We start from the raw sequence: 17,733 nt of genomic DNA, 5'->3' as shown, positions 1-17,733 counted from the left end.
CCCCTTTGGTTTCAGTATACGAAAAGCCAGAGGGAAACACCACCGAGCTTGACGGTAATTAGTGTTCCGACTTAGTAATATCACCCAGCAAATCGCCATCCAGATCGGCATTTAGGAATTCTGGGTCAGTTGTTGGCAGGTGCAATTGGATGTCACTAAATACCTGCGTCGCCAGGGTACCGGCCGCTACTGTGTAGTCCAGCACATGGCCGCCAAATTGATGGTCAGCCGCGAGAAAATGCAGGTGGAACCCCGGCGAGGCCATGCCAGCATACAACTGCGGCGACCAGTAGCCCAGGAGGGTCCCTGCCACCTGGTCACGGGAAAAGACAGCTTGGTCCGCCGCTGTCGCCGCCAGGCCTGGGTATGGCCGTTGCTGCGCCTTCACAGCGCGCGTGGTCATGTGGGCAAAGGTGCCGCGGACTTGCACCGCAGCGAATAAATTATGGGTCCCCAGTGCCGCTAGCATCTGCTGCTGCACGGCAGCGGCCGCCCCGCTGACGTCACCAGCAGGTTTGAAAGCGGCAAAGTGAACGTTGGCGAATGGCACCTGGCCGTTTTCGATCACCGTGACCTGGCCAGAGGCCCTGACTTGGTAGACGACCCCATCGATAATGACCAGTTCGCCGTCAAGCCCAGTGAGGGTACCAATCCCAGTATCACCATGCTTGAGCAGCTCCGCGACGGCTAAGGTGCCTTGAAACAAGCCAGGCACCAACGCGCCTAACGTGCCATGTTGATATAAAAGCTGATTATTCACCTTGTGCCTCCTAGAATTGATCATCCAACATCGCTGCGCCGAGCTTCGGGTTGTCGCTATAATCAACCGGAATATCCACGACCACCGGTCCGGCCGTGTTAAACGCTTCATCCAGCACGGCATCCAACTGACTGGGATCAGTCACTCGCAGACCTTTGGCGCCGAAGCTCTCGGCATATTTCACAAAGTCTACCGGGCCAAAATCAACCCCGGCAGCGCGGCCATACTTCATCTCTTCCTGAAACTTGACCATGTCATAGTAGCCATCATTCCAGATAATGTGGACGAGGTTAGCTTTCAAACGCACCGCCGTTTCCAGTTCGGCCGCCGAAAACAGGAAGCCGCCATCACCGGACACGGACACCGCTTTTTCGCCTGGCCGCACCAACGTAGCCGCAATCGCCCAGGGCAAGGCCACCCCCAGCGTCTGCATCCCATTTGAGAACAAGAGCCGACGAGGTTCATAGCTGCGGAAGTGGCGCGCCATCCAAATGTAGTGACTGCCGACATCGACGGCCACAGTCATTTTGTCGGTCACCCGCGCCTGTAAGGCGGCCACAATGCTCAGCGGATGCACGCGGTTGTGCGCCGCTGCTGGGGCGACATCGCGGGCCTGTAGCTGAGCCTGCAAGTCGGCCAGGTAGTTTTTAGCGGCCGGCGCCACCTGATAACCACGCACCAGCGGGGTCAAAATACTCAGGGTTTCAGAAATGTCGCCAATCAGTTCTTCCTGCGGCTGGAAGCTTTGATCCAGTTCGCTTGGTTGGGCATCAATCACCACAATCGCCGCCTTGCCATCAGCGTTCCAGTTACGTGGTTCGTATTCGACTGGGTCATAACCGATAGCAATCACCAAATCACTCTTTTGAAGCAACTGATCCCCTGGCTGATTGCGGAACAAGCCGACCCGGCCAAAGAAGTTGCTTTCCTGCGCCCGGGGCACAATGCCGGCGCCTTGGAAGGTCTCGACCACTGGCAGGGCTGCGGTTTGAAGTAGGTCGCGCACTGCTGCGGTGACATCAGCCGACGACGCCCGCATGCCCAACAGGAGTACGGGTAAAGTTGCCTCTTTGATGCGGCGGGCTAGATCCGTCATATCGCCAGGCGCTGCCGGTCCGAGCTTGGGCGCCTTGACGGCTGCCAGCGACTGGGCGGTGGTTGCTGCATCAGTCACGTCTTGCGGCACGGAGACAAAGCTGGCGCCTTGCTTGCCAGAGCTGGCTGCCCGCCAAGCGTTCGCCATCAGTTCTGAAATGTTGTCAGGATCCTGCACTTCGGCCGCGTACTTGGTGATTGGGGCAAACATTTCCGCGTTGCGCATGCTTTGGTGAGCCGAACGCAGCAAATCCTTACGTTGGACCTGGCCAGCAATGGCCAGCACAGGGTCCCCTTCTGCCGTCGCGGTCACCAGGCCAGTGGCCAGGTTGGCAGCCCCCGGCCCAGAGGTCGTCAGTACGACCCCCGGGTGGCCGGTGATGCGACCCACCCCGGCGGCCATGAAGGCGGCGTTTTGTTCATGGCGGGTCACCACTAACTGCGGGGTCCGGGGATCAGTCGGATGCTCCAGCTTTTCAAAGACGCGGTCGATTTTCGCGCCTGGAATGCCAAAGACAAACGGAACCTGGTGATTGATCAGGCTTTCAACAATTAAATCTGCACCATACCGCTTTTCTGTCATGGTTAAGTCTCCTCTTGAATTCGTATGTTTCAAATCATACGCCTTCTGTTTCATAAATGAAAGAGATAGACGCAAATTGTTTTTGTTCTGGCTTTTTACTGTACTATTCTTATTGTCAATCTGTATTATATCCAGGCCAAAAAAAGCCTTGCTGTTATCACCAGCAAGGCTTTTTCCTTTATTCAACAGCCGTATCCCCGTTTTGGAGTTCATACATATCGAAGTACCGGCCTTTTTTGGCCAGCAGCTCTTCATGGGTGCCGCGTTCAATGATGCGCCCGGCATCCAGCACCAAGATCAAGTTGGCATCTTTAATGGTCGACAGCCGGTGGGCAATCGCAATCGACGTCCGGCCCTTGCGCAACCGGCGGAGGCCTTCTTGAATCATGGTTTCGGTTTCGGTATCAATATTCGCTGTGGCTTCATCCAGCACCAGAATTTTCGGGTTGGTGACAATGGTCCGGGCAAAGGACAGCAACTGCCGCTCACCGCTGGAGAATTGACTGCCGCCTTCAATCACGCGGGCATGGTACTGATGAGGCAACTTCTCAATGAATTGATCTGCCTGCACAAATTTCGCTGCCGCTTGAACCTGTTCGTCGGTGATGTCCTGATTAAACAAGCGAATGTTCGAGGAAATGTCCCCATAGAACATGAAGGAATCTTGGAGCACCAGCCCCAATTTCTGCCGCAGCTCTGGCATTGGGTAATCGCGAATATCGCGGTCATCAATCAAAATCTCCCCGGTGCCGAACTCATAGAACCGCATCATGACATTGATGATCGAGCTTTTACCAGACCCGGTGTGCCCGACCAGCGCGACTGTTTCGCCGGGATTAGCGACGAAGCTGATATCATGCAAGATATCATGCTTGCCGTCATAGGCAAATGACACATGACGGAATTCGATTTTGCCTTTGGTGATGGTGGCATTGGCCCCTGGATTTTGCGCCGGCGCGTATTCCTGATCATCGAGAATGCGGAAAATCCGGCTGCCGGCGACAATCCCATCTTGGAAGAAGGACAGCGAATCCATCATGTTGGTCATGGGATTGAAGAAGTTCGCCACGTACTGGGTGAAGGCATAAACCACACCAGCCGCCACGAAGTTATCCAGCGACATCACCCCAAACGCCCACAGCACCACGACTAGGCCGAGGCTGTAAAGCAGGTTGATGATTGGCGACAGCAACAGCGAATTGGTTCTGATCATCGCTTTGCGGGTGGCCAGGTAATCTTCGTTGGTCGCTTCAAACTCCTTGGTGATCCGTTTTTCTTGGCGGAACTGTTGGATGATGCCGATACCTTCAATGGACTCATTCAGCTTGGTATTCAGTTCGCTGAGCTTTTCCCGCATATGCCGATACACTTTGGAACTGTACTGACTGTAATACCAGATTGCAAGCAAGAGTAGCGGCATGAAGGCCAAGACATATAAAGCAATGCGATGATTCAAATTCCACATCATGACAAAGCTCGAGACCACCGAGAACAAGCCGACAATCACGGACAGCAGGACGTTCCAAAAATCGCCCAAGGTCATCGTATCGTTAGTGACGCGACTGACAATCGAGCCGGCTGGGGTCTGATCAAAATACCGCATTCCCAGTGTGTGCAGCTTACGGAACAACTCGCGCCGCACATCTTCCAGCCCGCGCTCTGCCCCCATCAGGAAGGCAAAGTTCTGGATAAACTGGAACACGGCCTTCAAGACGACGCCAAACGCATACAAAGCCGCAAAGCCCAGCAAAATTTGCACCGTGGCGGATTTGTTTTGCAAATAGCGATCCATGAATTCTTGCAGAATGTAAGGCAAGGCCACATTCGTCCCGGCGAGCAAGCCTGCCGCCAGCAGGGCGCCTAGGAACTGACGCCAGTAGAGTTTGGTGTACCCCATCAGCCGGACAAAAATGCGCATTTGCTGCTTGAACGGAATGCTCTTGGACCAAGCACTTTCATATTTAGCCAATGGTTTCACCTTCAATCTTATTTTCAATCTGGCTTTGCAGCTCTTGCTTGGCCCACATTTCGGCGTACCAGCCATCGCTGGCCAGCAGTTGTTCATGTGTGCCGCGCTCGATCACATGGCCGTCTTGCAGCACAATGATTTGGTTGGCATGCATGACGGAGCTCAAGCGTTGCGCCGCGATAATGGTGGTTTTATTCTGCCGTTCATGTTTCAAATTCGCCAAAATTTCTGATTCTGTCTTGGCATCAACCGCGGACAATGAATCATCCAAAATCAGCAGCTCAGGCGTGGTGATCACCGCCCGGGCAATCGCTAAGCGCTGCTTCTGGCCGCCAGACAAGCTGACGCCACGTTCACCGACCAAGGTGCCGTAGCCTTCGGTAAAGTCCAGAATATCGTTGTGCACGGCACTTTCCCGCGCGGCGTCTTCCACCTCGCCTTGCGCCTTGTCAAAGGAGCTAAAGCGGATATTATCCGCCACGCTGGTCGAGAACAGGAAGTTATCCTGCGGTACATAGCCAATTGAATCCAGTAGCGCATCCAAGGTGTACGCCTTAATGTTGTGGCCGCCGAAATCGATTTCGCCATCGTAATTGTCGAATTCGCGCAGCAGCAGCTTGAAAATCGTGCTCTTCCCAGCGCCAACCCGGCCGACGATACCCAGAGTTTCCCCTTCTGGCAACGTGAAGTGTACATTGACCAAAGTGGCGTGGTCGTCATCTGGATAGCTGAACTTATTGACCTTGAAGCGAATATCCCCTTGCGCCGGCGTTTGAATGGCGTCAGGTGCTTCAATGATCGCACTGTGCTCGTTCAAAAGGGACTGAACCCGGTCATAGGACGCGTTCCCGCGTTCCAGCACGTTGAACAGGCGGCCAATGGCAAACATCGGCCAGACCAGCGAGCTGACATATGACACGAAGGACACCAGCTGACCAATCGTGATTTGACTGGTGACCACCAAATGGCCGCCGTAAATAATGGTGACCACGTAAGTAATCCCCATAATCAAACTCGTGGTGGGGTCAAACAGTGAATCAATGAAGTTGACCCGCTTATTGATGCCGATGGTGCGGTCCACAATCCGGTCAAAGTCTTCCGTATCTTCTTTTTCCTGGCCAAAGGTCTTGATGACCTTGATGCCAGAAATCGATTCTTGCGTCTTATCATTTAGCCGGGAAAATGCCGCTTGCGAATGGGCGAATTCGCGGTGCAACCGCATCCCCAGGCGCCTGGCCATCACCGCCAAAAGCGGCATGGGCAGAATCGCCAAAATCGTCAGCCGCCAATCGACAAACATAATCATGGCAATGATGGTGGTGGTGCCGGTGATCAGTGAATCGAATAAGGTCAAAATCCCTGCCCCCGCCACGTTTTGAATCGCGTTCAGGTCATTGGTGGCATGCGCCATCAAATCGCCAGTGCGGTGGCGCTGATAAAAGGTGGCATCCATTTTCATAAAATGCCAAAACAGCCTGGACCGCAGCGTTTTTTCGAGCTGCGCCGCGCCGCCCCAAATCGCGGTCCGCCAACCGTAGCGGAACAGATATTGGCCAACGCCTGCGGCAATCAGCAGGCCGAGCATCAGCCATAGTTTTTCGGCCGTCAATGCATGGCGGTCCATTAAGTCAATTAAGCTCCCGATGACCTTAGGTGGGATCAAATTGACCAGGGCCACCAGCACCAGAAACAGAATGCCAAACAAGTAGCGTTTGCGCTCTGCTTTAAAGTACCAACCTAATTTTTTGAAAATCCCCATGCCTCGCAACCCTCCTCATGATTAGAACCGCTAAGGCGTCAATGATGAGCGCCTAAGAGTTCAATAATAATCGCGTGATAATTCATCATTTGATGACAAAACAAAACGGCCCAGTCATTAAGGAGACCGAACCGCTTCCTAGATCATCATCGTCAGACTACTTGCCTGAGCGTTTCTGAGCTTGCTTCATTTGGGCCATCATCTGGTTAAGCTTTTTCTGGGATGGCTTTTGCCCCATTGACATCATCATGGTTTGAAGCATTTCCTCATTTACAGGAGGATTATCGCGGAAGTATTTTTTCATATAAGCACGCGCGCCGAAGAACCCAGCGGCGCCGCCGGCCAGCAAGCCGACGATCAATCCGAATACAAACATCATCATTTATTCCTCCCCTCGTCGTGTCGATGCACGTAATTCAACTCTTTCATTGTACAAAACGAGCCTGCAGTTTGAAAGCCTAATCTTGCCGTAATCCGTGTTTCTTTTGTAAGTCGCGAATCTTTTTTGGCGTGACTTCGTGGCCTTGCTTGTCAAAAAACTGCGTGGTCTCGAGCTGTTGCGCAAAACCAGCTCGAAAGTCTTTGATATAGGCCGCGCGCAATTCTTTCCGTTCGGCCTCTTCGGCGGCGGTTAAACCTTCCGCCTTGGCCTTATGCGCCAGCTCATTAATCCGATCTAGTCGTGCTTGTGGTTGTTGAGCCATGACTATTCACCTCTAATTCAAATGAATCGTGCGCAGGCGGTACCCGGCTGGCACTTCACCAGGAAACGGAGCCGCCTGCATCATCTGCAGATACTCTTGAGCGCGCTTAGCAGAACGAAAAGCCTTGATCAACCTTAGCGCAGAGCCTTGAGCATAATACACAATCGTGACCACATCATCCATCCTAAGCGCCTCCTTTCGCAATGCATAAAAAAAGACCGCAAGCGCGGCCTTTTCCGAATTAACGGCGCTTTTCTTTGATCCGAGCAGCCTTCCCGCGCAGTGCACGCAGGTAGTAAAGCTTGGCCCGCCGAACTTGGCCGTGACGAACAACTTCGATCTTCTCAACGCGAGGCGTGTGAAGTGGGAAGGTCCGTTCAACGCCAACGCCATTGGACATCTTCCGTACCGTGTAAGTAGCGGAAATGCCAACGCCGCGCCGCTTGATGACAACCCCTTCAAACAGCTGGATACGTTCGCGTTCGCCTTCAACAATCTTGGCGTAAACCCGAACCGTATCGCCAGGCCGGAAGTCTGGGATATCTGTGCGCAATTGCGCTTTGGTAATTTCTTCAATCAATGGATTCATCGATGTTTCTCCTTCTTCCGACATTCATAAGCGTCCCGCCCAGCGGAATATCGTTGTTATGTGATTGCTCACAGTCAAAAATTTTAGCATAGGTTGCCAGCGGTGTAAAGAGAATTTGTTGACAGGCAACTACACGCTACGTCAGGTGGCCGCATTGAGATGAATGATCCAGCCTAATCTGCCTCTGGTTCGCCGGCGTCGATGGTGCGCGCCTCACGTTTCACTTCGGCCAAGAGCTTCTGCGCCGTTTGATCTAAGGTCAACCCATCAAGCAGATCTGGCCGCCGCTGCCAGGTCCGGCGCAGCGATTCCTTGAGCCGCCACTGGGCAATCAACTGGTGGTTGCCATTTTGCAGCACCTCAGGCACCGCCATGCCGCGGTATTCTGGAGGCCGGGTGTATTCAGGATACTCGAGCAAGCCGTTTTCGAAGCTGTCGGTCGGGGCACTTTCGGCATTGCCCAACACCCCTGGCAGCAGCCGGGCAATCGCATCGATCATAATCATGGCTGGCATTTCACCACCGGTCACCACGAAATCGCCCAGCGAGTACTCGTCGGTGACGAGGCTGCGAATCCGTTCATCATAGCCTTCATAGTGGCCGCAAATGAACACCAAATGTTCCGCTTGCGCCAGCTGTTTAGCTTCAGTTTGGTCAAAGCGTTTGCCTGCTGGATCCAGCAAAATCACGCGCTTAGGCCCTGGGTGCTGGGCGGTGAGATCATCCATCGCCTCAAATATCGGCTCCGGTTTCAGTAGCATCCCGGCGCCGCCGCCATAAGGGGTATCGTCGACGTGATTGTGTTTGTCATGGGAATACTGGCGAAAGTCAGTCACGGCAAAGTCGAGTAACCCTTTTTCCAACGCCTTACCCATGATGCTTTCGGTCAAAGGGGCAAACATGCCTGGAAACAGGCTTAAGACATCAATCCGCATCATCAATCAACCCTTCTGGCACCTCGACATGCGCCACTTTTTGCGCAAGGTCGATGTCAAGCACCACGCTTTTAAGAAATGGCAAGAGAATATCGCTTTTACCCGGCCGGGGAATGACCCACACGTCATTGGCGCCAGGGCTCAGAATTTCACTGACTTGGCCTAAGGTTTGGCCCGCTTGGTCAATCACGGTCAGGCCCACCAGGTCATGATAATAGTATTCGCCAGGGGCGAGTTCTGCCTGCTCCGCTTCATCAACGGTCAGCTCGCAGCCTTTGTATTTTTCGATGGCATTGATGTCATCGAAGCCGGCAAAGGTGAGCAGGTACAACTGCTTTTGTGGCCGAGCATTCACCACCGTCACTGGCAGCGGTGTTTTCGCTTCTATCACCAGCTTGCTACCTTTTGCGAATCGTTGCTCAGGGAAATCGGTCACCGGTACCACCTTGACCTCTCCTCGAATGCCGTGCGTATTGACGATTTTGCCGACCAAATAGCGCTCTGCCATAACTGCCTCCTTGACTTGATGATGTGAAAAAAGACCGGCGACTGCCGGTCTTTTTACTGCTCTGAATGCGAAGCATCCAGAATATTTAACCGTACTCGCTTAGAATACGGTGACTTGACGGCATAAACGATAGTGCGAATCGCTTGAGCGACCCGACCCTGTTTACCAATGATCCGGCCGACATCGTCCGGAGCCACCGTCAGGTCAAAAGCCATGTAATCTGCCGTTTCATGCGGCGTAATCACAATGGCGTCGGGGTGTGTGACTAATGGCGTCACGATTGCTTTGATGAGCGCTGCAATATCCACCGTTTAACTCCTACTTGTTTGTGAAACGAGATTCGTGGTACTTCTGAAGAATACCATGGCTGGAGAGCAACGTCCGAACAGTGTCGGAAGGTTGTGCGCCTTTTTGGAGCCATGCAAGGATCTCGTCGTCATCCAGCTTCAAATCAACTGGATCGGTAAGCGGGTTGTAGTAGCCGACTGCTTCGATAAACCGGCCATCACGCGGAGAGCGTGAATCAGCGATTACAACGCGGTAGAAAGGCTTGCGCTTCGAACCCATCCGCTTCAAACGAATTTTTACTGCCATTAAGTCCACCTCCTGTAAATTTCTCAACTTCAAAATCATACCAAAAGATACTCGGTGTGTAAAGAGTTTTTTCTTTACAACCCAAAATCCGGGTATGACAAGGCTTTGATGCCTTAGGACTTGAAATGTTTGGCTGCTTTAAGCCGCTTCTTCTTGTTCTTCTTTTGTTTGCGAACCATGTTGTTCATCGCCATTTTGCCTAAACGGCCGGAGATACCATTACCCATCAAGCCTTCCATGCCAGAGAAGTTGCCTTTATACATCTGGTTCATCATCTTCTTAGCCTGGTTGAACTGCTTGATCATTTGGTTGACTTTCATAATCGGCACCCCGGAACCAGCCGCGATGCGGCGACGGCGACTCGGGTTGAGCAAATCAGGGTCTTCGCGTTCCGCAGGCGTCATGGAATACACAATTGCCCGCTGGTGCGCCATATCTTTGGGGTCGACATGGAAGTTCTTCATCGCCGGATTGTTGGCTAGGCCAGGAATCATTTTCATGATTTCATCCATGGAACCCATGTTCTGGACCTGATCCATTTGGTCGAGGAAATCGTTAAAGTCAAACGTGTTTTCTTTGATTTTCTCGGCGACTTCTTGCGCCTGCTTTTCGTCGTAGTTCTTCTGGGCCTTGTCGATTAAAGTCAGCATGTCGCCCATGCCCAAAATCCGGTTCGCCATGCGGTCCGGATAGAAGACATCGAGGGCATCCATCTTTTCCCCTTGCCCAATGAATTTGATCGGCTTGCCGGTGACTTGGCGAATCGACAGTGCCGCCCCACCACGGGTATCCCCATCGAGCTTGGTCAAAACGACGCCGGTGATATCGAGGCGCTCGTTAAAGCCTTTCGCCACATCGGTGGCCGCCTGCCCTGTCATACTATCGACCACCAGCAGAATTTCGTCTGGGTGAGCCAAAGCCTTGATGTTAGCGAGTTCGGTCATGAGCTGTTCATCAATCTGCAGCCGGCCGGCGGTATCGATCAAGACATAGTCGTTTTTTTGCAGTGCCGCTTGCGCCAACCCTTGACGGACAATTTCCACGGGATCGGTGTCCGTGCCCATATCAAACACTGGGACTTGCAGCTGCTCGCCGATGACCTTTAACTGGTCGATCGCCGCTGGGCGGTATACGTCGGCAGCAATCAGCAAAGGCCGGGCATTGTCGGTTTCCATCAAGTACTTGGAGAGTTTGCCGACCGTGGTGGTTTTACCAGCCCCTTGGAGCCCAGCCATCATGATGACTGTTGGGATCTTCGCGGATTTGTTCAGCGGCACTGCCGCCTCACCCATCGTTTTGGTTAATTCGTCATTGACGATTTTGATGATCTGTTGGGCGGGGGTTAAGCTGTCCAGCACCTCGGCGCCTAGGGCCTGCTCACGGACCGTTTTGACAAAGTCCTTGACCACGCCAAAGTTAACGTCGGCTTCGAGCAGCGCCAAGCGGATTTCCCGCATGGTGTCGCGAACGTCAGCCTCTGTGACCTTACCTTTGCGGCGTAAGCCAGAAAATGCTTTCTGTAGTCGTTCTGATAAACCTTCAAATGCCATGGTTGCCTCCTATTGTGCGGCCTGATCCGCCACGCGGACGGCCAACTCACTGAGCTGTTCATCTGCGGGATAATGGGCCCGAACGTAGCGCACCAATTGATCGACCGCTTGATTTTGCGCCTGGTAATTGGCCAGCAGATGCAGTTTGCTTTCATATTCTTCTAAGCTACTTTCAGTGCGGCGGATGTTGTCGTATACCGCCTGCCGGGAGACATCAAATTCCGTGGCAATTTCGCCGAGTGAATAGTCATCACCGTAATACAATTCTAGGTAGCTGTGTTGCTTATCCGTTAGCAACGCGCCGTAAAACTCAAACAGAGAGTTCATGCGGTTATTTTTTTCAATTTCCATCTATTTTCCCTCATTTTTCGCCTTGCTTAAGCATACCGACCAATGCCCGTGGCGTCAACAACCGGAGCGCAACTCCAGACTTAAGCGATTGCGTGCACTGCCGGGTCGGTCAGCGATTGCTGACCCTGAACAGGTGACTCATTGCCTCAGTGCAAAGGATGCTCCATGGATTGGACAAGTAGCAAGAAGGTCAAGCATTGACGTGAGCCAACCCTCTTTGAGCCTTAAACCAGATGGTCCGGCAAAAACTCTGCTCGCTTGCTCACAAAAGAGTAAGTGTTCCGCTTACATTCGTGTTAAACTAGGAGAGTAATGAATTGGAGGGAACACTATGGTTGCAACTATTTTATACTGGGGCATCGTCGCGGCGTTCTGCGGCTGGGGTCTCTGGAATCTTGTTTTTTCTGGCATTTATCTGCACAATCATGAGAATGGCAATCTCTGGTTCTTCGCCATCTTGAACGCGCTTGGCGCCTTGTTGGGAGCAATCTTCCTTTGGGTCATGAGCAATGTCTCTTGGCAAAAGTACTGGTTTGATAGCTCCGTTAAGATTGGCCCTTGGCTTGGCTACATCTTGATTTTCTACGTGGTGCTGATCGTCCTTCAGGTCATCTTAGGCCGCGAAAAGAAAGCGCCAGCTGCAGCATAACTGGCCAATCAAAAAGCTCTGCCACCGCGGCAGAGCTTTTTTCGTGCCTATTCTTCTGGTGCGGCTTTGATCAGCCCTTTAAACAGGCCGTAAACGAATTTATCTGGGGCGAAGGGTTGTAAATCATCCATTTTTTCGCCCAGACCAACGAGCTTCACCGGTACGTGCAACTCATTGCGAATGGCCAAAACGATACCGCCTTTGCCAGAGCCATCAAGTTTGGTTAACACGATGCCAGTGATCTTTGTCGTTTGATTGAATTCCTTGGCTTGACTTAAGGCGTTCTGGCCGGTTGTCGCGTCAAGCACCAGCAGCACTTCCTGCGGCGCCTCAGGCAACTCGCGCACAATCACGCGTTTGATTTTGTCGAGCTCTTTCATCAGGTTGACTTTGTTCTGCAGCCGGCCAGCAGTATCTACCAGTAGCACGTCAAAGTTTTCCTCCTTGGCCCGCTTGACTGCATCGAACACCACCGCGGCGGGATCGCCGCCGGCTTGAGTCGCCACCACTGGCACGTCATCGCGGCGGCCCCATTCCTGGAGCTGTTCAATCGCGCCGGCCCGGAAGGTATCACCTGCCGCTAGCAGCACGGTTTTGCCAGATTTTTGGAGCTGATGGGCCAGCTTGCCAATCGTGGTCGTTTTGCCAGCACCGTTAACCCCAACGAACAGGAACACGGTTGGACCATTTTCGGCGAAGTGCAAGGTGTTATCCTCGCCTTCGCCAGCTTCACCATAGATGTCAACCAGCTTTTGAACGATAACTTGCGAAACCTCATCCGCCTGCTTGGCATTTTGCAACTTCACCTCGTCGCGCAACTCGTCAGTGAGCTTCACGGCGGTTTCAAAGCCAACATCCGCCCCAATCAGCATTTCCTCTAAGTCGTCGAAAAAGTCGTCATCCACGCTCCGGAAATTCGCAAACAAGGCATTGAGCCGCTCGCCAAAGGTGCTGCGGCTTTTTTTCAGGCCTTCATCATATTTCTCGGTCTCAGCCGCTTCAGGCTGGCCGCCGCCAAAGGCTTTCTTGATTGAATCGAATAATCCCATTTTCTTCTCCTTTAGGTTAAGCCGGTGCTTGTTCGGATTGCATCTGGTCTAGCGATACCGACACCATCTTCGAAATCCCACTTTCCTGCATGGTCACGCCGTACAGCATATTCGCCGCCAACATGGTGCCGCGCCGGTGCGTGATCACGATGAACTGGGTGTCTGAGCTGTAGTCGCGCAGGAACCGGCCGAAACGGTCGACGTTGACTTCATCCAGACTGGCTTCGACTTCATCCAGAATGGAAAATGGTACTGGCCGCACTTTCAAAATCGCAAACAGGAGCACAATCGCGGTCAGCGCCCGTTCTCCGCCAGACAGCAGCGACAGGCGTTGGAGCTTTTTGCCCGGCGGCTGGGCGGAAATTTCAAGGCCGGAATGGAGCAGGTCGTCGGGATCGGTGAGGCTCAAATGAGCCTCGCCGCCCCCAAACATCTGCGGAAAAATCTGCTCAAAGGCCGCGTTGGTCTGATCAAACATCGCCTTAAAACGGGTTTTGACTTCATCATCCAGCTCGTTCATCGTGGCTTCCAGTTGCCCCTTAGCATCCAGCAAGTCATTTTGCTGCTTGGTCAAAAAGTCAAAGCGGGTCTTGACGTTTTCATACTCCGCAATCGCATTCGGATTGACTGGCCCCAAGTCATCCAACCCCCGCTTAATGAGCTTCAGTTTGGATTTGAGCTGCGGCAGTTCCTCAGGCTTCGCAGTGGTTTGAGCCAAGGCCGCTTCAAAGGTCAACTGGTAGGTTTCCGCCAAGGTGCTTAAACGGTTGTCTAAGTTGATTTTGATGCGGTTCTTAGCCACCGACTGCTGCTCGGCCTCGGCCATGGCGGTATGCTGCTGGGTATAGGTCGTGGTGATGGTAGCAGAAACTTGGCTCAATTCACCGCGGTTGGCGGCCTTAGCCTTGGTCAGCCGGTCTTGCTCCGCCCGCAACTGCGCCGTGCTGGCTTTCAGCGCCGCAATGGTTTGGGTGCGCGTTTGCTTATCCTCGGTGCTTTGCTTAGCCTCTTTGGTGATTTTGTCGATGCGCGCCGTTAAGGCCTTGATCTGGGCCTCACGATCGCTGGTCGCATCTTGCCACTGGGCCAGCTGCGCAGCGGTGGTTTTAGCCTCGTTCTTCAGCACGGCCAGCTGGGTTTGCAAGTCGCTAATTTGCGTCTGCACTTCGGCGGCGGAGGCTGCGGCTTGATTTTGCTGGGCCTTGGTCGTATCAATCAGTTGCTGGGCCGCGGCCAAGTCGGCCTTAATGTCACGCGCCTTTTGCTGCAACATGGCCAGCTTACTTTCATAATCGGCCTCAGTCACCCCAGCGAGCTTAAGCGCTTCACGTTGCCGTTTGAGCTGGGTTAAAGTCGTCTGTTGCGCCTCAAGTTGCACCTTCTGCGCGCGCAAGTCGGCCTCATCTTGACTAGCAGCCTGTGCTTTGGTGGTGGCCTCAGCTTGAGCGGCCGTTAACGCGGTTTGCAGCGCTGCCACTTGGCTTTGCTGCTGGGTCAACGCCGCCGTCATTTCCCGCAGCTGCGCGTGCAACTGCGTCACTTCTTGGGTCCGGGCCAGCGGCGACACGCCTTGCTTCTTGACTTGGCCCCCAGTCAGCGCGCCCCCAGGGTTCAGAATATCGCCATCTAACGTCACAATCCGGTAGCGATGATGCGTCAAATTCGCCAGCTTAATCCCGGCATCTAGGGTTTCGGCGACCAGCAAACTACCCAGCAGATTTTCCATCACTGGGGCCACGTTATCGCGATACCGGACTAACTCAGCACCGATACCAACAAACCCTGGTGCCTGTGCCACCGTGGCTTTGAGGGCAGCCGGTAACAGCCGCGGCTTGATCACACTGGTCGGTAAAAAAGTGGCCCGGCCAGCGCGAGTTTGCTTCAGGTAAGTAATCGCCTGCTTGGCTGCCTCTTCACTTTCGGTGACCACCGCTTGGAGATTACCACCAAGCGCAATGTCAAAGGCCTGCTGATACTTGGCTGGCACTGCCAGCAATTCCGCGACGGCGCCAATCACACCAGGCAACGCTGCTTTGTGCTTCAAAACGGCGCGGACCCCAGAGTAGAACCCAGCATAGTCGTCTTTCAACTCCTGCAAGGTTTCATACCGCGCTTTGGCCCGTTGATAAATGGTTTGGGCCTGGTTGAGCCGCTCAGCGGCGTCTGCATAATCGCGCTGCGCGGATTCCGCCTTAGCTTGCGCCTGGCTGCTAGCCGCCCGTGTTTCTTCGCCTGCCGTAGTCGCCGTAGCCACTGCCGCAATCAAACCGTCAACGGTTTCCTGTTGCGCTTGTTGACGCTTATTGAGCGCAGCCAGCCGTTCCCGATCCGCAGCGTTTTGGTTATGCGCCACCTGCTGATCTTTTTCCGTAGCGGCCAAATCGTTGTTGGTTTGGGCCTGCTGTTGCAGTAAATCAATGTACTGGGCCTGCGCTTTGTCCAATTGGGCACTCAAGGCTTCTGGTGAGGCGGCGCCCGCCTGAGCCTGGTTCAGCTGCTTCTCCAGGGCCAGCTTCTGCTCGCGCTGGTTTGCCTGCTGGGTTTTGAGCGCTGCCACTTGCCGCTCGGCGTCGGCCAGATCGGCTTTGGTTTTGGTTACTTGCGCCTTCAGATCCGTCAAGGTGGCTTGAGCATTGTTCGCCCGTTCGGAAGACAAGTTGACCGCGCCAGTCAGGTTTTCCAGCTTCATCGACTGGCCCAAGAGGTCATCATTCACCGTAGTGAGTTTTTGATCCAGGTCCTGGTCCTTGGCGGTCAGGGTTTCTGACTGCGCCTCCAGATGCTTGATTTTCTCCGTCAGTGCCGTCACGGTCGCCGCGGTCACTTTGGCCTTGGCTTCGGTGTCGGTTTGCTCAGCCGCAAGCTGCTGAATTTCCAGGGCCAGAATGCTTTTGTGGGCGGCCTGGTAATCTGCAGTTTGGCGCTCGTAATCCTTGGCCAAAGAGGCTTGTTCGGCCAGCGGGGTGACCTGGCGATGCAGTTCAACCACGATATCATTGACCCGGTCCAGGTTATCCTGGGTGGTTTTCAGTTCGCTGTCGGCCTTGGCCTTTTGCTGCTTGTACTTCAAAACGCCGGCGGCTTCTTCCAAAATGCCGCGGCGGTCTTCAGGTTTGCTGTTAAAAATGGCTTCTACGCGGCCCTGAGAAATAAACGAAAAGCTCTCTTTTCCGAGCCCGGAATCCATGAATAGATCCACGATATCTTTCAATCGCACATTTTGATTATTGATCAGAAAATCGGATTCACCATCACGAAAAAGCCGGCGCGTCACAGTGACGACTGCCGGCTGATGCGGTAAATAGCCATCGGCGTTGTCAAAAGTCATGGTGACCTCGGCGCGATTAAGCGGTGGCCGCATCGCGGTCCCAGCAAAAATCACGTCACCCATTTTTTCGCCGCGCAGGCTCTTGGCGCTTTGCTCCCCGAGGGTCCAGCGAATGGCTTCGGTGATGTTACTTTTCCCGGAACCATTGGGCCCGACAATCCCGGTCAAGCCGGGGACAAAGTCGATTTCGGTTTTATCCGCAAAGGATTTAAACCCGTTGATAATCAGATGTGTTAACTGCATGAACCATCACTCACTTGACTAAGCCTTCAGCTTCAGTAGCGCGTCATTGGCGGCTGCTTGCTCAGCGGCTTTTTTGTTTTTACCAAATCCGGTGCCCAGCACCTTATCATCCACCGTCACGTCCACTTGGAACTGGCGGTCATGAGCTGGGCCACTTTCACTCAACAAATGATATGAGATTTCCACTTCACCATCTTGTTGAACAAACTCCTGCAGCGCGGTTTTGTGATCCATCGCGGCGGAGAACTGACCGGCATCGATTTTAGGGAAAATAATTTGCTCCGCAAACTTGATGTTGGCTTCGCGGCCTTGATCAAGGTATAGCGCCCCATTGAACGCTTCAAAAAGATCTTCTAGCAAGGTCTTACGCTGGCGGGCACCGGCGTTTTCTTCCCCTTTGCCCAGCTTAATGTATTGATCAAAATGCGCTTCTTTGGAAAAAGCAGAGAAGGCACGAGTTTGCACCGTGGCGGCGCGCATCCGGGTCAACTGGCCTTCAGGCAGGTCCGGAAACTTGCGGTAGAGATAATCGGAAACCGTCAGTTCGAGCACGGCATCCCCTAAGAACTCCAACCTTTCGTTATCCTTCAAACCTAACTCCTTATGTTCGTTGACATAAGATGAGTGGGTGAACGCTTCATCCAACAGCGCCAAGTTGCGGAATTCGATTCCGTAACGCTGCCTTAGTTCACTCACAAACTCCGATGCGACCATGGTCGTCCTCCCTCTTCTGCCGCAGACCAAACATCCGCGTACTCCTAATCATTATACAGAATCTTGGGACACAAGCAAAGGCAGGCTGCGGAGGTCGGCGGGCTTAGCTCGACGATTAGCCTAGCACTGGGACTTACCGTCGCCTTTGACGGCGAGGCCCAGTGCTAGGCTAATCACTCGAGCGTTGCCGGCCGGAGCGCAACTTAGCTGTGGAGGCTGCGTAGTGGCGCCGCGCTTAGCCGGATGGGCAGCCTAGCTCACGGCATTGCCGTCGCACTTCGAAGGCGAGGTCGTGAGCGTAGCTGTCCACTCCGGCGTTGGCGCCACGAAGCGCGACTAGGATTGCAGTCATA

18 protein-coding genes are annotated in these 17,733 nt (G+C 53.6%); 1 reads left to right on the top strand and 17 read right to left on the bottom strand.

Annotated elements, in window-relative coordinates:
- Window positions 1-58: 58 nt before the first annotated feature.
- From budA to EKM90_RS03140, 14 genes are all read right to left on the bottom strand, one after another.
- Window positions 59-760 (bottom strand): acetolactate decarboxylase, encoded by a 702-nt coding sequence (budA, locus tag EKM90_RS03200; RefSeq protein ID WP_125579616.1) that lies wholly within the window; start codon window positions 758-760, stop codon window positions 59-61.
- 10 nt (window positions 761-770) lie between these two features.
- Entirely contained in the window at window positions 771-2,438 is a 1,668-nt protein-coding gene (gene alsS / locus EKM90_RS03195; protein ID WP_125579615.1) for an acetolactate synthase AlsS, read from the bottom strand.
- A gap of 178 nt (window positions 2,439-2,616) precedes the next feature.
- Window positions 2,617-4,356 carry an ABC transporter ATP-binding protein gene (locus EKM90_RS03190; protein WP_225422700.1) on the bottom strand — a complete coding sequence of 580 codons (1,740 nt, stop codon included), beginning with the start codon at window positions 4,354-4,356 and terminating at the stop codon, window positions 2,617-2,619.
- 43 nt (window positions 4,357-4,399) lie between these two features.
- A complete protein-coding gene (locus EKM90_RS03185; RefSeq protein ID WP_125579614.1) occupies window positions 4,400-6,166 on the bottom strand; it encodes an ABC transporter ATP-binding protein in 1,767 nt (588 codons plus the stop codon).
- 157 nt (window positions 6,167-6,323) lie between these two features.
- Window positions 6,324-6,548: a YneF family protein gene (locus tag EKM90_RS03180; protein WP_125579613.1), complete on the bottom strand. Its 225-nt coding sequence runs from the start codon at window positions 6,546-6,548 to the stop codon at window positions 6,324-6,326.
- 76 nt (window positions 6,549-6,624) lie between these two features.
- Window positions 6,625-6,870, bottom strand: coding sequence for a DUF896 domain-containing protein (locus EKM90_RS03175; RefSeq protein WP_125579612.1), 246 nt, complete (start codon window positions 6,868-6,870; stop codon window positions 6,625-6,627).
- Between the two features lie 12 nt (window positions 6,871-6,882).
- Entirely contained in the window at window positions 6,883-7,053 is a 171-nt protein-coding gene (locus tag EKM90_RS12735) for a hypothetical protein (protein ID WP_164507831.1), read from the bottom strand.
- A gap of 58 nt (window positions 7,054-7,111) precedes the next feature.
- Window positions 7,112-7,459 (bottom strand): 50S ribosomal protein L19, encoded by a 348-nt coding sequence (rplS, locus tag EKM90_RS03170; protein WP_125579611.1) that lies wholly within the window; start codon window positions 7,457-7,459, stop codon window positions 7,112-7,114.
- Between the two features lie 173 nt (window positions 7,460-7,632).
- The gene (gene trmD, locus EKM90_RS03165) at window positions 7,633-8,394 is read right to left on the bottom strand and encodes a tRNA (guanosine(37)-N1)-methyltransferase TrmD (protein WP_125579677.1); all 762 of its coding nucleotides are present in this window, start codon (window positions 8,392-8,394) and stop codon (window positions 7,633-7,635) included.
- Window positions 8,384-8,902, bottom strand: a complete 519-nt coding sequence (gene rimM, locus EKM90_RS03160) for a ribosome maturation factor RimM (protein WP_125579610.1) — start codon at window positions 8,900-8,902, stop codon at window positions 8,384-8,386. The genes trmD and rimM overlap by 11 nt, the downstream gene beginning before the upstream one ends.
- A gap of 53 nt (window positions 8,903-8,955) precedes the next feature.
- Entirely contained in the window at window positions 8,956-9,210 is a 255-nt protein-coding gene (locus tag EKM90_RS03155) for a KH domain-containing protein (RefSeq protein WP_125579609.1), read from the bottom strand.
- Window positions 9,211-9,220: 10 nt separating this feature from the next.
- Complete coding sequence (rpsP, locus tag EKM90_RS03150) at window positions 9,221-9,496, bottom strand: 30S ribosomal protein S16 (RefSeq protein WP_125579608.1); 276 nt, start codon at window positions 9,494-9,496, stop codon at window positions 9,221-9,223.
- Between the two features lie 113 nt (window positions 9,497-9,609).
- Window positions 9,610-11,046 carry a signal recognition particle protein gene (gene ffh, locus EKM90_RS03145; protein WP_125579607.1) on the bottom strand — a complete coding sequence of 479 codons (1,437 nt, stop codon included), beginning with the start codon at window positions 11,044-11,046 and terminating at the stop codon, window positions 9,610-9,612.
- Between the two features lie 9 nt (window positions 11,047-11,055).
- A complete protein-coding gene (locus EKM90_RS03140) occupies window positions 11,056-11,397 on the bottom strand; it encodes a putative DNA-binding protein (RefSeq protein ID WP_125579606.1) in 342 nt (113 codons plus the stop codon).
- A gap of 331 nt (window positions 11,398-11,728) precedes the next feature.
- Between EKM90_RS03140 and EKM90_RS03135 the strand changes: the two genes are divergently transcribed.
- Window positions 11,729-12,046: a hypothetical protein gene (locus EKM90_RS03135; RefSeq protein WP_125579605.1), complete on the top strand. Its 318-nt coding sequence runs from the start codon at window positions 11,729-11,731 to the stop codon at window positions 12,044-12,046.
- A gap of 47 nt (window positions 12,047-12,093) precedes the next feature.
- Here the strand turns inward: EKM90_RS03135 and ftsY are convergent, their stop codons facing one another.
- From ftsY to rnc, 3 genes are read right to left on the bottom strand one after another with little or no spacing between them, the layout of a single operon-like run.
- Window positions 12,094-13,095, bottom strand: coding sequence for a signal recognition particle-docking protein FtsY (gene ftsY, locus EKM90_RS03130; protein ID WP_125579604.1), 1,002 nt, complete (start codon window positions 13,093-13,095; stop codon window positions 12,094-12,096).
- A 16-nt stretch (window positions 13,096-13,111) separates the two neighbouring features.
- Window positions 13,112-16,666: a chromosome segregation protein SMC gene (smc, locus tag EKM90_RS03125; RefSeq protein ID WP_125579603.1), complete on the bottom strand. Its 3,555-nt coding sequence runs from the start codon at window positions 16,664-16,666 to the stop codon at window positions 13,112-13,114.
- Window positions 16,667-16,684: 18 nt separating this feature from the next.
- Window positions 16,685-17,380, bottom strand: a complete 696-nt coding sequence (rnc, locus tag EKM90_RS03120) for a ribonuclease III (RefSeq protein WP_125579602.1) — start codon at window positions 17,378-17,380, stop codon at window positions 16,685-16,687.
- Window positions 17,381-17,733 lie beyond the last annotated feature (353 nt).

This window comes from Lacticaseibacillus suibinensis, assembly GCF_003946175.1.
Taxonomy (GTDB): Bacteria; Bacillota; Bacilli; order Lactobacillales; family Lactobacillaceae; genus Lacticaseibacillus; species Lacticaseibacillus suibinensis.
The sequence above is the reverse complement of the archived record's forward strand: the minus strand, read 5'-3'. Positions and strand labels throughout refer to the sequence as shown.

What these genes read in the sequence shown, in the direction of transcription:
- alsS (WP_125579615.1), bottom strand. Translation starts at nt 2,438, where the DNA reads ATGACAGAAAAGCGGTATGGTGCAGATTTAATTGTTGAAAGCCTGATC.
- EKM90_RS03190 (WP_225422700.1), bottom strand. Translation starts at nt 4,356, where the DNA reads ATGCGCATTTTTGTCCGGCTGATGGGGTACACCAAACTCTACTGGCGT.
- EKM90_RS03185 (WP_125579614.1), bottom strand. Translation starts at nt 6,166, where the DNA reads ATGGGGATTTTCAAAAAATTAGGTTGGTACTTTAAAGCAGAGCGCAAA.
- EKM90_RS03180 (WP_125579613.1), bottom strand. Translation starts at nt 6,548, where the DNA reads ATGATGATGTTTGTATTCGGATTGATCGTCGGCTTGCTGGCCGGCGGC.
- EKM90_RS03175 (WP_125579612.1), bottom strand. Translation starts at nt 6,870, where the DNA reads ATGGCTCAACAACCACAAGCACGACTAGATCGGATTAATGAGCTGGCG.
- EKM90_RS12735 (WP_164507831.1), bottom strand. Translation starts at nt 7,053, where the DNA reads ATGGATGATGTGGTCACGATTGTGTATTATGCTCAAGGCTCTGCGCTA.
- rplS (WP_125579611.1), bottom strand. Translation starts at nt 7,459, where the DNA reads ATGAATCCATTGATTGAAGAAATTACCAAAGCGCAATTGCGCACAGAT.
- trmD (WP_125579677.1), bottom strand. Translation starts at nt 8,394, where the DNA reads ATGCGGATTGATGTCTTAAGCCTGTTTCCAGGCATGTTTGCCCCTTTG.
- rimM (WP_125579610.1), bottom strand. Translation starts at nt 8,902, where the DNA reads ATGGCAGAGCGCTATTTGGTCGGCAAAATCGTCAATACGCACGGCATT.
- rpsP (WP_125579608.1), bottom strand. Translation starts at nt 9,496, where the DNA reads ATGGCAGTAAAAATTCGTTTGAAGCGGATGGGTTCGAAGCGCAAGCCT.
- ffh (WP_125579607.1), bottom strand. Translation starts at nt 11,046, where the DNA reads ATGGCATTTGAAGGTTTATCAGAACGACTACAGAAAGCATTTTCTGGC.
- EKM90_RS03140 (WP_125579606.1), bottom strand. Translation starts at nt 11,397, where the DNA reads ATGGAAATTGAAAAAAATAACCGCATGAACTCTCTGTTTGAGTTTTAC.
- EKM90_RS03135 (WP_125579605.1), top strand. Translation starts at nt 11,729, where the DNA reads ATGGTTGCAACTATTTTATACTGGGGCATCGTCGCGGCGTTCTGCGGC.
- ftsY (WP_125579604.1), bottom strand. Translation starts at nt 13,095, where the DNA reads ATGGGATTATTCGATTCAATCAAGAAAGCCTTTGGCGGCGGCCAGCCT.
- smc (WP_125579603.1), bottom strand. Translation starts at nt 16,666, where the DNA reads ATGCAGTTAACACATCTGATTATCAACGGGTTTAAATCCTTTGCGGAT.
- rnc (WP_125579602.1), bottom strand. Translation starts at nt 17,380, where the DNA reads ATGGTCGCATCGGAGTTTGTGAGTGAACTAAGGCAGCGTTACGGAATC.